This window comes from Bordetella genomosp. 7, assembly GCF_002261415.1.
Classification (GTDB): Bacteria; Pseudomonadota; Gammaproteobacteria; order Burkholderiales; family Burkholderiaceae_B; genus Bordetella_A.
In genome coordinates this window covers 444,295-458,076 of sequence record NZ_NEVI01000023.1, presented here as the reverse complement: position 1 = coordinate 458,076, position 13,782 = coordinate 444,295, and the positions used below count along the sequence as shown (strand labels likewise).

General features: G+C 65.2%; 11 protein-coding genes. All 11 read left to right on the top strand.

The genetic code is table 11. The annotated features are described in order from the left end of the window. Window positions 1-171: 171 nt before the first annotated feature. The 11 genes from CAL18_RS19075 to CAL18_RS19025 all read left to right on the top strand — a co-directional run bounded on the left by CAL18_RS19075 (window position 172) and on the right by CAL18_RS19025 (window position 13,777). Entirely contained in the window at window positions 172-4,908 is a 4,737-nt protein-coding gene (locus CAL18_RS19075; protein WP_094818518.1) for a glutamate synthase-related protein, read from the top strand. Between the two features lie 9 nt (window positions 4,909-4,917). Beyond that, window positions 4,918-6,384 (top strand): glutamate synthase subunit beta, encoded by a 1,467-nt coding sequence (locus CAL18_RS19070; protein WP_026639224.1) that lies wholly within the window; start codon window positions 4,918-4,920, stop codon window positions 6,382-6,384. 186 nt (window positions 6,385-6,570) lie between these two features. After that, window positions 6,571-7,197 (top strand): OmpW/AlkL family protein, encoded by a 627-nt coding sequence (locus tag CAL18_RS19065; RefSeq protein ID WP_026639225.1) that lies wholly within the window; start codon window positions 6,571-6,573, stop codon window positions 7,195-7,197. A gap of 100 nt (window positions 7,198-7,297) precedes the next feature. After that, window positions 7,298-8,284, top strand: coding sequence for a tripartite tricarboxylate transporter substrate binding protein (locus tag CAL18_RS19060; protein WP_094818517.1), 987 nt, complete (start codon window positions 7,298-7,300; stop codon window positions 8,282-8,284). Between the two features lie 98 nt (window positions 8,285-8,382). After that, window positions 8,383-9,219 carry an ABC transporter ATP-binding protein gene (locus CAL18_RS19055; RefSeq protein WP_026639227.1) on the top strand — a complete coding sequence of 279 codons (837 nt, stop codon included), beginning with the start codon at window positions 8,383-8,385 and terminating at the stop codon, window positions 9,217-9,219. Continuing rightward, window positions 9,216-10,004: a lipid asymmetry maintenance ABC transporter permease subunit MlaE gene (gene mlaE / locus CAL18_RS19050; RefSeq protein WP_038852220.1), complete on the top strand. Its 789-nt coding sequence runs from the start codon at window positions 9,216-9,218 to the stop codon at window positions 10,002-10,004. Before CAL18_RS19055 ends, mlaE begins: the two co-directional genes overlap by 4 nt. Before the next feature lie 12 nt (window positions 10,005-10,016). Continuing rightward, window positions 10,017-10,493 carry an outer membrane lipid asymmetry maintenance protein MlaD gene (mlaD, locus tag CAL18_RS19045; protein ID WP_026639229.1) on the top strand — a complete coding sequence of 159 codons (477 nt, stop codon included), beginning with the start codon at window positions 10,017-10,019 and terminating at the stop codon, window positions 10,491-10,493. A 105-nt stretch (window positions 10,494-10,598) separates the two neighbouring features. Beyond that, window positions 10,599-11,411, top strand: coding sequence for an MlaA family lipoprotein (locus tag CAL18_RS19040; protein WP_094818516.1), 813 nt, complete (start codon window positions 10,599-10,601; stop codon window positions 11,409-11,411). A 27-nt stretch (window positions 11,412-11,438) separates the two neighbouring features. After that, window positions 11,439-12,071, top strand: a complete 633-nt coding sequence (locus CAL18_RS19035; RefSeq protein WP_026639231.1) for an MlaC/ttg2D family ABC transporter substrate-binding protein — start codon at window positions 11,439-11,441, stop codon at window positions 12,069-12,071. Window positions 12,072-12,158: 87 nt separating this feature from the next. Next, window positions 12,159-12,968 (top strand): ABC transporter ATP-binding protein, encoded by an 810-nt coding sequence (locus CAL18_RS19030; protein ID WP_026639232.1) that lies wholly within the window; start codon window positions 12,159-12,161, stop codon window positions 12,966-12,968. Continuing rightward, complete coding sequence (locus CAL18_RS19025; RefSeq protein ID WP_026639233.1) at window positions 12,965-13,777, top strand: ABC transporter permease; 813 nt, start codon at window positions 12,965-12,967, stop codon at window positions 13,775-13,777. Before CAL18_RS19030 ends, CAL18_RS19025 begins: the two co-directional genes overlap by 4 nt. Window positions 13,778-13,782: the final 5 nt, after the last annotated feature.

Below are 13,782 nucleotides of genomic sequence, written 5' to 3'. Positions count from 1 at the left end.
ATATCATTGATTTTTAACGGATTTTAATCCGGCACTATTTTTAGTGAACATCGAAGGCTCTATTTTTATTAAGGGACGCACCACCTAAATTTTCATTGCGAACCATCGCGTGCCGCAGTATCGTCATGTTCTTGCACTGCAACATCCACGCAGGCCCCTGCGGAGCGCGCCATGTCTACACGTCCTCTCGATCCTTCCTGTCGCCCGGTTGAAACCCCGATCGATGCCACCCGCATCGGCGTGCCGGCGGCCCAGGGCTTGTACAGCCCCACCCACGAACACGATGCCTGCGGCGTCGGCTTTGTCGCCCATATCAAAGGGCGCAAGAGCCACGCCATCATTCAACAGGGCCTGAAGATCCTCGAGAACCTGGACCACCGGGGGGCGGTGGGCGCCGACAAGCTCATGGGCGACGGCGCGGGCATTCTTATCCAGATTCCGGACGCGCTGTACCGCGATGAAATGAGCCAGCAGGGCATCACCCTGCCGCCGCCCGGCGAGTATGGCGTGGCGATGGTGTTTCTGCCGAAAGAAACCGCCTCGCGCCTGGCCTGTGAACAAGAGCTCGAGCGCGCCGTGCGCGCCGAAGGCCAGACCGTGCTGGGCTGGCGCGACGTGCCCGTCGACGTAGACATGCCCATGTCGCCCACCGTGCGCTCGGTCGAGCCCGTCATCCGCCAGCTGTTCATCGGACGCGGCGCGGACGTCATGGTGCCCGACGCACTCGAACGCAAGCTGTATGTGATCCGCAAGACCGCCAGCCATGCCATCCAGGCCATGCGCCTGGCGCACGGCAAGGAATACTTCGTGCCGTCAGCCTCGGTGCGTACCGTGGTCTACAAGGGCCTGCTGCTGGCCGACCAGGTCGGCCGCTACTACCGCGACCTGGCGGACCCTCGCACGGTCTCGGCGCTGGCGCTGGTGCACCAGCGGTTCTCCACCAACACCTTCCCGGCGTGGCCGCTGGCCCACCCGTACCGCATGATCGCCCACAACGGCGAAATCAACACCGTCAAGGGCAACTTCAACTGGCTGCGCGCCCGCGAAGGCATGATGCAGTCGGCCGTGCTGGGCGACGACCTGAAAAAACTGTACCCGATCGTCTACGAAGGGCAGTCCGACACCGCGACGTTCGACAACTGTCTCGAACTGCTGGTGAATTCCGGCTATTCGCTGGCCCACGCCATGATGATGATGATTCCCGAAGCGTGGGAACAGCACCCGCAAATGGACGAGAGCCGCCGCGCCTTTTATGAGTATCACGCGGCCATGATGGAACCCTGGGACGGCCCGGCCGCCGTGGCCTTCACCGACGGCCGCCAGATCGGCGCCACCCTGGATCGCAACGGCCTGCGTCCCGCCCGCTACCTGATCACCGATGACGACATGGTCATCCTGGCGTCCGAGGCCGGCACGCTGTCCATACCCGAAAACCGCATCGTCAAGAAGTGGCGCCTGCAGCCCGGCAAGATGTTCCTCATCGACCTGGAGCAGGGCAGGATCATCGACGATGCCGAAATCAAGCTGCAGCTGGCCAACAGCCGCCCGTACCGTCAATGGATCGAGCGCCTGCAGATCAAGCTGGAATCGCTGCCCGCGCCGCGCCAGACGACGCCGGCCACGCAGTCGCCCGTGTCGCTGCTGGATCGCCAGCAGGCGTTCGGCTGGACCCAGGAAGACTACAAGTACATTCTGGAACCCATGGCCGCCTCTGGCGAAGAAGTGGTGGGCTCGATGGGCAACGACGCGCCCCTGGCCGTATTGTCGAACCGCGCCAAGCCGTTCTACAGCTACTTCCGCCAGCTGTTCGCCCAGGTAACCAACCCGCCCATCGATCCCATCCGCGAACAGATGGTGATGTCGCTGGTGTCGTTCATCGGGCCCAAGCCCAACCTGCTGGACATCAACAACGTCAACCCGCCGCTGCGCCTGGAAGTCTCGCAGCCCGTGCTGGATTTCGCCGCGATGGCGCAGATTCGCGACATCGAGCAGGTTACCGGCAAGAAGTTCCGCAGCTACGAACTCGACATCACCTACCCGGTTGCCTGGGGCTCCGAAGGTATCGAAGCCCGCGTGGCGGCGCTGTGCGCCCGCGCCGTCGACGCGGTGCAAAGCGGGTACAACATTCTTATTGTGTCCGACCGCCTGGTCGATTCCGAACGCGTGGCCATCCCGGCGCTGCTGGCCACTTCGGCCGTACACCAGCACCTGATCCGCGCCGGCCTGCGCACGGCCACCGGCCTGGTCGTGGAAACGGGCTCGGCCCGGGAAGTCCATCATTTTGCGCTGCTGGGCGGATACGGCGCCGAAGCCATCCACCCGTACCTGGCGCTGGACTCGCTGTCGCGCATGCCCGACCCCGAAAAGGCGACCAAGAACTTCATCAAGGCCATCGGCAAGGGGCTGAACAAGGTCATGTCCAAAATGGGCATCTCGACCTACATGTCGTATACCGGCGCGCAGATCTTCGAAGCTGTCGGCCTGCAGAAAGCGCTGGTCGACAAGTACTTTACCGGCACGGCTTCCAACGTCGAAGGCATCGGCATTTTCGAGGTGGCCGAAGAAGCGCTGCGCCTGCACCGTGCCGCGTTCAGCACCGACCCCGTGCTGGCCAACGACCTGGACGCAGGCGGCGAATACGCTTTCCGGGTGCGCGGCGAAGAGCACATGTGGACGCCCGACTCCATCGCCAAGCTGCAGCACGCCTCGCGCGCCAATAACTATCGCACGTACAAAGAGTACGCGCAGATCATCAACGACCAGAGCCGCCGCCACATGACGCTGCGCGGGCTGTTCCAGTTCCGCTTCGACCCCACGCGCGCCATTGCGCTGGACGAGGTCGAGCCGGCCAAGGAAATCGTCAAGCGCTTCGCCACCGGCGCCATGTCGCTGGGCTCCATTTCCACCGAAGCCCACACCGTGCTGGCGGTGGCCATGAACCGCATCGGCGGCAAGTCGAATACCGGCGAAGGCGGCGAAGACGAATTGCGCTACCGCGCCGAAATGCGCGAACACAAAAGCACCATCAAAGATGGCGACACCCTGGCGTCCATCCTGGGCGCAGACCGCATCGAATCCGATGTGCCGCTGAAGGCCGGCGACTCGCTGCGTTCGCGCATCAAGCAGGTCGCCTCGGGCCGCTTCGGCGTCACGGCCGAATACCTGGCAAGCGCCGACCAGATCCAGATCAAGATGGCGCAGGGCGCCAAGCCCGGCGAAGGCGGCCAGCTGCCCGGCCACAAGGTATCGGACTACATCGCCAAGCTGCGCTATTCGGTGCCGGGCGTGGGCCTGATCTCGCCGCCGCCGCACCACGACATCTATTCCATCGAAGACCTGGCGCAGCTTATTCACGACCTGAAAAACGTCAACAGCAAGGCGTCGATCTCGGTCAAGCTCGTGTCCGAAGTGGGGGTGGGCACCGTGGCGGCCGGCGTGGCCAAGGCCAAGGCCGACCATGTCGTGATCGCCGGCCACGACGGCGGCACCGGTGCGTCGCCCGTGTCGTCGATCAAGCATGTAGGCACGCCCTGGGAACTGGGCCTGGCCGAAACGCAGCAGACCCTGGTGCTCAACCGCCTGCGCAGCCGTATCCGCGTGCAGGCCGACGGACAGATGAAAACCGGCCGTGACGTCGTGATCGCGGCGCTGCTGGGCGCCGACGAGTTCGGCTTTGCAACCGCGCCGCTGGTGGTGGAAGGCTGCATCATGATGCGCAAGTGCCACCTGAACACCTGCCCGGTGGGCGTGGCCACTCAGGATCCGGTGCTGCGCCGCAAGTTCCAGGGCAAGCCCGAGCACGTGGTGAACTTTTTCTTCTTCATCGCCGAAGAAGTGCGCGAAATCATGGCCCAGCTGGGCATCCGCAAGTTCGACGACCTGATCGGCCGCGCCGACCTGCTGGACGTGCGCGAAAGTGTCGAACACTGGAAGGCCCGGGGCCTGGATTTCTCGCGCGTGTTCTATCAACCGCAGATCGACACCGAACGGCGCCAGACCGAAACGCAAGACCACGGCCTGGCCGGCGCGCTGGACCATCTGTTTATCGAGCGCAGCAAGCCCGCGCTCGAACGCGGCGAAAAGGTCTCGTTCATCACGCCCGTGCGCAACCGCAACCGCACCGTCGGCGCGATGCTGTCGGGCGCCGTCGCGGCGCGCTACGGCCACGAAGGCCTGCCCGACGACACCATCCACATCCAGTGCAACGGCACGGCCGGCCAGAGCTTCGGCGCCTTCCTGGCGCACGGCATCACACTGGACCTGGTAGGCGAAGGCAACGACTACGTCGGCAAGGGCCTGTCGGGCGGCCGCATCATCGTGCGCTCGCCCAATGACTTCCGCGGGTTCGGGCCCGACCACATCATCGTCGGCAACACCGTGCTGTATGGCGCGCTGGCGGGCGAAGCGTTCTTCAACGGCGTGGCCGGCGAGCGTTTTGCGGTGCGCAACTCGGGGGCGGCCGCCGTGGTCGAAGGCACCGGCGACCACGGTTGCGAATACATGACCGGCGGCACCGTGGTGGTGCTGGGCAGCACCGGCCGCAACTTCGCCGCCGGCATGTCGGGCGGCGTCGCCTACGTATGGGACCCGGACCGCAGCTTCAGGCAACGCTGCAACCTGGCCATGGTCGAGCTCGAACCTGTTGCGCCGCACGCCGAGCAACTGGCGCAGAACGACCGCGAGCACTGGCACAGCGTCCAGCGCGGCGGCGAGCGCGATACCGACGAAGCCATCCTGCGCCGGCTCATCGAAGACCACTTCCGCTATACCGGCAGCTTCCGCGCCCGCGAAATCCTGGGCGACTGGGAAGCCTCGCGCGGCAAATTCATCAAGGTCATGCCCACCGAATACCGCCGCGCACTGGGCGAAATGTGGCGTGCGGCCAGCCCGGAACAACTGGCCGCCTGAGGATCTACCATGGGAAAAATCACTGGTTTTATGGAATTCCAGCGGCTCAAGGAAGCCGCCGAAGCACCGCAGAAGCGCCTGAAGCACTGGCGCGAGTTCGTGGTGCGCCTGAACGACGAACAGTCCAGGCAGCAGGCCGCCCGGTGCATGGACTGCGGCATTCCGTTCTGCAACAACGGATGCCCGGTCAACAACATCATCCCCGACTGGAACGACCTGGTGTACCGGCAGGAATGGCGGCGCGCGCTGGACGTCCTGCATTCCACCAACAACTTCCCGGAATTTACCGGCCGGATCTGCCCGGCGCCCTGCGAGGCCGCCTGTACGCTCAACATCAACAGCGACGCGGTCGGCATCAAGTCCATTGAGCACGCCATCATCGACAAGGGGTGGGCCGAGGGCTGGGTCGTGCCGCAGGTGCCGGTGCGCAAGACTGGCAAGAAAGTGGCCGTGGTGGGCTCGGGGCCAGCCGGCCTGGCGTGCGCGCAGCAGCTGGCGCGCGCCGGCCATTCGGTTACGGTGTTGGACAAGAGCGACCGCATCGGCGGCCTGATGCGCTACGGCATCCCCGACTTCAAGCTGGAAAAATCGCTTATCGACCGCCGCATTGCCCAGATGGAAGCCGAGGGCGTGGAGTTCCTGCCATCTACCTATGTCGGCAACCCGTCGGACCCCGTGGCCGATGGCTTGACGGTGCGCACGCCCGATGCCTTGCTGGCCGAGTTCGACGCCGTGGTCATGAGCGGCGGCGCGGAAACCCCGCGCGACCTGCCGGTACCCGGCCGCGAACTCGAGGGCGTGTATTTCGCCATGGACTTCCTGCGCCAGCAGAACAAGGCCGTGGCCGGCGACCGCCTGACCAACCAGACACTGGCCAAGGGCAAGCATGTGGTCGTGATCGGCGGCGGCGACACCGGCTCGGACTGCGTGGGCACCAGCAACCGCCACGGCGCCGCTTCGGTTACCCAGTTCGAGCTGATGCCCCAGCCGCCCGAATCCGAAGACAAGCCGCTGGTGTGGCCGTACTGGCCCCTGAAGCTGCGCACCTCGTCTTCGCACGAAGAAGGCTGCGAGCGCGACTGGGCAGTCACCACCAAGCTGCTCAAGGGCAGCAACGGCAAGGTCGAAGCGCTGGTGGGCGCCCGGGTCGAATGGTTCAAGGACGAAGCCACCGGCCAGATGAAGATGCGCGAGGTCGAAGGTTCGGAATTCGAGATCAAGGCCGACCTGGTGCTGCTGGCCATGGGGTTCGTGTCGCCCGTGCAGAACGTGCTGGATGCCTTTGGCGTCGACCGCGACGGGCGGGGCAACGTGCGAGCCAATACCGATGACTACCGCACCAGCGTCGACAAGGTCTTCGCCGCCGGCGACATGCGGCGGGGCCAGTCGCTGGTGGTCTGGGCCATTCGCGAGGGCCGGCAATGCGCTCGCGCCGTCGATGAATACCTGATGGGCGCCAGCGAACTGCCTCGCTGAGCGGGCAGCAAACCTGATGGGCCTGGCGCGCAATCGTGCGCCAGGCCCTTGTTTTTGCCGGCCGTTTCCCTTTCGCAACGACGCGCCCCCCAATAACCCTACTACTGACGTGGATCAAGCCGCGTCTGTCGCCGGCCTGAGAACCTTCCCGCTGCCGGAACCAACGGCAGACTTACGGAGAGTTTCATGTCAATACGTATCCCCCTGGCCGCGGCGCTGTGCGCCGCCACCCTGATCGGCGCCCCGACGCAAGCCCATGAAGCGGGCGATTGGTTGCTGAAGGTCGGCGCCACGCAGGTGCGCCCCAAGTCCGGCAACGGCACCGTGCTGGACGGCAGCGTCAAGCTCGATGTCGGCAACAGCGTGCGGCCCAGCTTCAGCGTGACTTACATGGCCACCCGCAACATAGGCGTCGAACTGCTCGGCGCGTGGCCCTTCCAGCACGATATCGACGGCAGCGCCGGGCTGGGCAAGATCGCCACCACCAAGCACCTGCCACCCACCTTGAGCCTGCAATGGCACTTTCTGCCCGACAGCCAGGTGCAACCGTACGTGGGTATCGGTGTGAACTACACCCACTTCTTCGATACGAAGGCGCGCGGCGCCCTGGATGGTTCGGACCTGAAACTGGGCGATTCCTGGGGCCTGGCGGGGCAGGTCGGCATGGACATCAAGCTGAACGACCGCTGGTTCCTCAACGCCGACCTGCGCTATATCGACATCTCGTCCAAGGTCAAGCTCAACGGGCAACGCATCGGCACCGCGCGTATCGACCCCTGGGTCGCCACCGTGGGCGTGGGATATCGGTTCTAGCGGGCGCTGAGGCGCCAGGCCGGCGGGCCGACCGGCCCGCGCCACGGCCCGAACGGGCATAATTGCCGCAAAACGCGCAACATCAACAGGAGTACCGCGCATGCGAGCATTTCGTCCGCTTCTGGCCAGCGTGCTGGCTGCCACCGCCCTGGCCGCAAGCCTGCCCGCCCAGGCCCAGGACACCGCCGGCTGGCCGTCCAAGCCCATTACCCTGATCGTGCCGTACGCCCCCGGCGGCTTTGCCGACACCCGCGTGCGGTTGCTGGCCCGCAAGCTGGCCGATTCTCTGAAGCAGACGGTAGTCGTCGAGAACAAGGCCGGAGCAGGGGGCGTCGTCGGCACCAACCTGATCGCCAAGGCCGCACCCGACGGCTACACCATCGGCACCGGCAATCTGGCGCCCATGGCGGTCAACCCCACCCTGATGCCCTCGATTCCCTACGATGCGCGCCAAGACCTGGCGCCGGTGATACTGATCGAGAACAGCCCGCTGGTGCTCAGCGTCAACAACTCGCTGCCCGTCAATAACCTGCAAGAATTGGTGGATCTGGCCAAGAAAGAGCCCGGCAAACTGACGTTCGGCTCGTCGGGCGTGGGCGGCGCCCACCACCTGTCGGGCGAAATGTTCCGCGAACAGGCCGGCATCGACATCGTGCACGTGCCTTACAAGGGCGGCAGCCTGGCCGCCACCGACCTGATGGGCGGCCACATCTCAATGATGTTCGAAATGGGCTATTCGGCGCTGCCCGCCATCCACGGCAAAAAGATACACCCCATTGCCGTTACGGCGAGCAAGCGCCTGGACGTGCTGCCCGACGTACCCACCATGGCCGAATCCGGGCTGCCGGGCTTCGAGTCGTATAACTGGCAGGGCATCGTCGCCCCCGCCGGCACGCCAGCGCCCATCATCGACCGGCTCAACGCCGAATTCAACCGCATCTTGCAAGACCCGGAAGTGCGGAAAGCCATCGCCGACACGGGCAGCCAGGCCGGCGGCGGCACGCCCGCGGAATTCGCGGCGTTTATCGCCAGCGAAACCGAAAAATGGGCAAAAGTCATCAAACAGGGCAACATAACGCTCCAGTAGCCGGGCAGATGCCGGCCTGAACCGCCCGCGCAAGGCCACGTTACAATGTTTGCGACGCCGGGGCGCCCACGCCGCCCGGGCCCCACTTTCCATTGCCTATGCCCGAACTTACTCCCAGCAGTCCGGACCTTGCCCTGTCACTCGATGGGGTCGCGCTTGGCTATGGCGACTTCACGGTATTGCAAGACATCGACATGGCCGTCAAGCCGGGGCAGGTGGTGGCCGTCATGGGGGGGTCGGGCTCGGGCAAGACCACTTTGCTGCGCGCGGCCACGGGCCAACTGAAAGCGCTGCGCGGCCGGGTGCGCGTGTTCGGCACCGATATCGGGCAGGCCGGCACGGCGGGCGTACAGGCCCTGCGCAAGCGCATGGGCGTGCTTTTTCAGCAAGGCGCCCTGTTTACGGACCTGAACGTCTTCGAAAACGTGGCGTTCCCCCTGCGCGAGCACACCCGCCTTGCCGAACCCGAGCTCACCGCCCGGGTGCTCGACAAGCTCGACGCGGTGGGCCTGCGCGCGGCCGCGCACCTGCGCGTGGCGGAAATCTCTGGCGGCATGGCGCGGCGCGTGGCGCTGGCGCGCGCCGTCGTGCTCGAACCCGAACTCATCCTGTACGACGAGCCGTTCGCCGGACTCGACCCCATTTCCATGGGCATCACCGCGCGCCTGATCCGCGACCTGTCCGACCGCCTGCAGTGCGCATCGGTGCTTATCACGCATGATGTGCAGGAATCTTTCGCCATCGCCGACCAAGTCTACCTGGTCGGTCGGGGGCGCCTGGTGGCCGCCGGCACGCCCCAGACGCTGTCAAGCTCTACGGACCCCTACGTCAGGCAGTTTCTGCGCGGCGAGCCCGACGGCCCGGTGGCGTTCCAGTACCCCGACACGCCGGCCTTCCAGGCCTGGCTGGCCAAACAAGAAGGGCGCAAACCATGATGGGGCCACTACAAGCCGTCAGCGCGCTGGGTCGCCGGGTGCGCGCGCAGGTCGAAGGCATCGGGTTCTTCACGCGATTCCTGGGCGCCCTGCTGGCGCGCAGCGGTATCGCGGTGTCGCGTCCCCGCCTGGTATCGCAGCAAGTGCATTTCATCGGCAACTATTCATTGCTGATCATCGTCGTATCCGGCATGTTTGTCGGCTTTGTGCTGGGACTGCAGGGGTACTACACGCTGAACCGTTACGGTTCTGAAGAAGCCCTGGGGCTGCTGGTGGCGCTGTCGCTGGTGCGCGAGCTCGGCCCGGTGGTCACTGCCCTGCTGTTCGCCGGGCGGGCCGGCACTTCGCTCACCGCTGAAATCGGCCTGATGAAGGCGGGCGAGCAACTGGCGGCGATGGAAGTCATGGCCGTCGACCCGATGCGGCGCGTACTGGTGCCGCGGTTCTGGGGCGGCATTATCGCCATGCCCGTACTGGCCGCGGTGTTCTCCATGGTGGGCATCCTGGGCGGCTGGGTGGTGGGCGTGCTGCTCATCGGCGTGGACGCCGGGGCATTCTGGTCGCAGATGCAAAGCGGCGTCGACGTCTGGGACGACGTGGCCAACGGCGTGCTCAAGAGCCTGGTTTTCGGCGTTACCGTCACCCTGGTGGCACTGTATGAAGGCTGGCAGGCCCGGCCCACCCCCGAGGGCGTGGCGCGGGCCACCACCCGTACTGTCGTCATGGGTTCCCTGGCCGTGCTGGGGCTCGATTTCCTACTTACCGCCCTGATGTTTGGCAATTGATACGGATTCATCATGTCACGCGAAAAAACCGATTTCTGGGTTGGGCTGTTTGTGCTGCTGGGCGCGGCGGCGCTGGTTTTCCTGGCGTTGCGCGCGGGTAACCTCAGCAGCTTCTCATTTGCGCCCACCTATACCCTTACTGCCAATTTTGACAATATCGGCGGCCTGAAGGCCCGCGCCCCGGTCAAGAGCGCCGGCGTGGTGGTGGGCCGTGTCGGCAACATCAGCTTCGACGACAAGGTGTTCCAGGCGGTGGTGACGCTCAACCTCGAAGAGGGCTACGAATTCCCGAAAGATTCGTCCGCTTCTATCCTGACCTCCGGCCTGCTGGGCGAACAGTACGTGGGCCTGTCGCCGGGCGCCGAAGAAGAAAACCTGGCCGACGGCGGCAAGATCCGCTACACGCAAAGCGCTGTCGTGCTGGAGCAACTGATCAGCCAGTTCCTGTATGGCACGGCCGAGAAACAAGGCTCGAAGCCCGAAAATTGAAGCATTTTCGGCACAGGCCATAGATAATTGCCGCTCTGCGCCGCCGGGCATGCCCGGCGGCACGCCGAAAACCGACCCGAACCTTGTACGGGGCCTTTTCCGATCATGACCATGTCCAATTACGTCCGCGTTGCCTCCGCCCTGGCCGTATGTGCCCTGACCGCTGGCTGTGCCGCCCCCGGCAACCCCGATCCTCGCGATCCCTGGGAAGGCTTCAACCGCGGCGTGTACAAGTTCAACGATACGGTCGACCGCGCCGTGCTCAAGCCCGTGGCGCAGGCCTACACGTATGTCACGCCGCAGCCGGTGCGCAGCTGCATCCACAATATTTTCAGTAACGTGGGCGACCTGTGGGGCGCCACCAACAGCTTCCTTCAGGGCCGCGGACACGATTTCGTCAACTCGCTGGGCCGGTTCCTGTTCAACACCACCATGGGCGTGGGGGGCTGCTTCGACGTGGCGTCGGCCAATGGCGCGCGCAAGATCCCCAACGACTTCGGCACGACCCTGGGCGTTTGGGGGCTGGGCCAGGGGCCGTACCTGGTATTGCCCTTCTTCGGCCCCAGCAGCGTGCGCGACGGCGTCGGCCTGGTGGGCGACTGGCAGGGCGGCATGTATACCTACACCAGCGTAGGCTCCATCGAAAACGTGCCGGTCCGCAATTCGCTGTGGGGCCTGAAAGTGGTCGACACCCGCGCGAGCCTGCTCGACACTACCGATACGGTAGACCGCGTCGCGCTGGACCCGTACAGCTTCGTGCGAGACGCCTACCTGCAGCGCCGGGCCGCCATGGTGCGCGCCACCGCCTCTGGCGAGGCCAACGTGCCCGACTACAGTGTGCCCGACTACAGCGACGATGCCGCGGATGACTCCGCGGCGGTTCCGGCCGGATCGGCCGCTCCCGCGCCCAAGCCGTAACGGGCGCGCAGCCAACCAGGAGTACCCATGCGGTTTTCTGCCTTTTCTTTGCTGCAACGCCTGTTTCTGTCCGGCATGCTGGCCCTGACGGCCGCTGTCGCCCACGCCGACACGCCCGATCCGCACGGCGCCCCGGACAAATTCGTGCTGGATGCCGCCAACGAAGCCCTGGCCGCGCTCAAAGCCGACAGCCAGCTGCGCTCGGGGGACCTGGCCCGGGTCAACGCAGCGGTCGACAAGTACATACTGCCGTACGTCAACTTCCGCAAAACCACCCAGCTGGCCGCCGGCCGCTACTGGCGCCAGGCCACGCCCGAGCAGCAAAATGCGCTGGCCGACGCATTCCGCGGCACGCTCATCCGCACCTACAGCGGCGCGCTCACCAACGTGACGAACGCCACCAACATCAAGCTGCTGCCGTTTCGCGGCGACCCCAACGCCGACGACGTGGTGGTGCGCAGCCTGATCACCCAGGCCAACGGGCAGCCGGTGGGCGTGGACTATCGGCTCGAAAAAGACCCCAAGGCAGGCTGGCGCATCTACGACCTTAACGTCGAAGGCATCTGGCTGATCCAGAACTATCGCAACCAGTTCGCCCAGCAGATCAACCAGTCCGGCATCGACGGCTTGATCACCGCGCTGAACCAGCGCAACCAGTAACCCCTGGCGACGGCCGGCGCGGGCACAGGCCGCCGCCGGCCCCATTTATAATGGGCGATTCGCTCTAGCCAGAGCTGTGCCGCCGCCATGTCTGCCGTTAGCCTCGACCACGTATCCAAGATCTATTCTCCGCGCTCGCCCGGCTGGAAAAGGCTGCTTGGACATCACGCCGGCCCCGGCTTCCAGGCCTTGAACGATGTCAGCCTTACCATCGAGCCGGGTGAGTTCTTCGGGCTGCTGGGCCCCAACGGCGCCGGCAAAACCACCCTGATCTCCATCCTGGCCGGCCTGGCGCGCGCCACCAGCGGGCGCGCCAGCGTGTGCGGCTACGACGTCACCACCGAATACAAGGCTGCCCGCCGGGCCCTGGGGGTAGTGCCCCAGGAACTGGTCTACGACCCGTTTTTTTCCGTGCGCGAGACGCTGCGCATCCAGTCGGGTTATTTCGGCCTGCGCAAGAACGACGACTGGATCGACGAAATCCTGTTCAACCTGGGGCTGGCCGACAAGGCCGACGCCAACATGCGCGCCCTGTCGGGCGGCATGAAACGCCGCGTACTGGTCGCCCAGGCGCTGGTGCACCGGCCTCCCGTCATTGTGCTGGACGAACCCACCGCGGGCGTTGACGTCGACCTGCGCCGCACGCTTTGGGAATTCATTTCACGGCTGAACAAGGCCGGGCACACCATCATGCTGACCACCCATTACCTGGAAGAAGCCGAAGCGCTGTGCGGCCGCATCGCCATGCTCAAGGGCGGGCGCATCGTGGCGCTGGACACCACCCAGGCGCTGCTGGCGCGGGTGGGCGGCGTCGACCTCGAAGACGCATTCGTGCGCATCATGCGCCACGACGACAGCGCCGTGGCCGAACTCGCTCCCGAAGAGGCCGCAACGTGACGGCGCCGCTTACCCCCGCCGCCAAGCCGCTGCTGCAACCCCGCCTGGACACCGGCTCGGGGTTTCCGACGCTGCTGCGCAAAGAGCTGCTGCGCTTCTGGAAAGTCGCCTTCCAGACCATTGCCGCGCCGGTGGTCACCGCCTTGCTTTACCTGCTGGTATTCGCCCAGGTGCTCGAAGGTCGCGTCATGGTGTACGGATCGGTGCCATACACGTCGTTCCTGATCCCCGGGCTGATGATGATGAGCATGCTGCAGAATGCCTTCGCCAACCCGTCTTCATCGCTGATCCAGAGCCGCATCACCGGCAACCTGGTGTTCGTGCTGCTGCCGCCCCTGTCGCACCGCGAAATATTCTCGGCCTACTTGCTGGCGGCGGTCGCGCGCGGGCTGGCGGTGGGCGCCTGTGTATGGCTGGTTGCCGTGTGCTTTACGTCCTTGCCGCCCGCCCACCCGGGATGGGTCGTGGTGTTCGCCATGCTGGCCTGCGGCATCATGGGGGCGCTGGGCCTGATAGCCGGCCTGTGGTCCGAAAAATTCGACCACCTGGCCGTGTTCCAGAATTTCCTGATCATGCCGGCCACTTTTCTGTCAGGCGTGTTCTATTCCATTCATACGCTGCCGCCGTTCTGGCAGGCGGTATCGCACTGGAACCCCATCTTCTACACTATCGACGGCTTCCGCTACGGCTTTTTCGCCATATCGGACGTGTCGCCATGGCGCAGCCTGGCAGTGGTATCCGGGGTGTTCATCGTGCTTTCGTTCGTCACGCTGCGCCTGCTGGCCAGCGGCTACAAACTCAGGAACTGACGTCC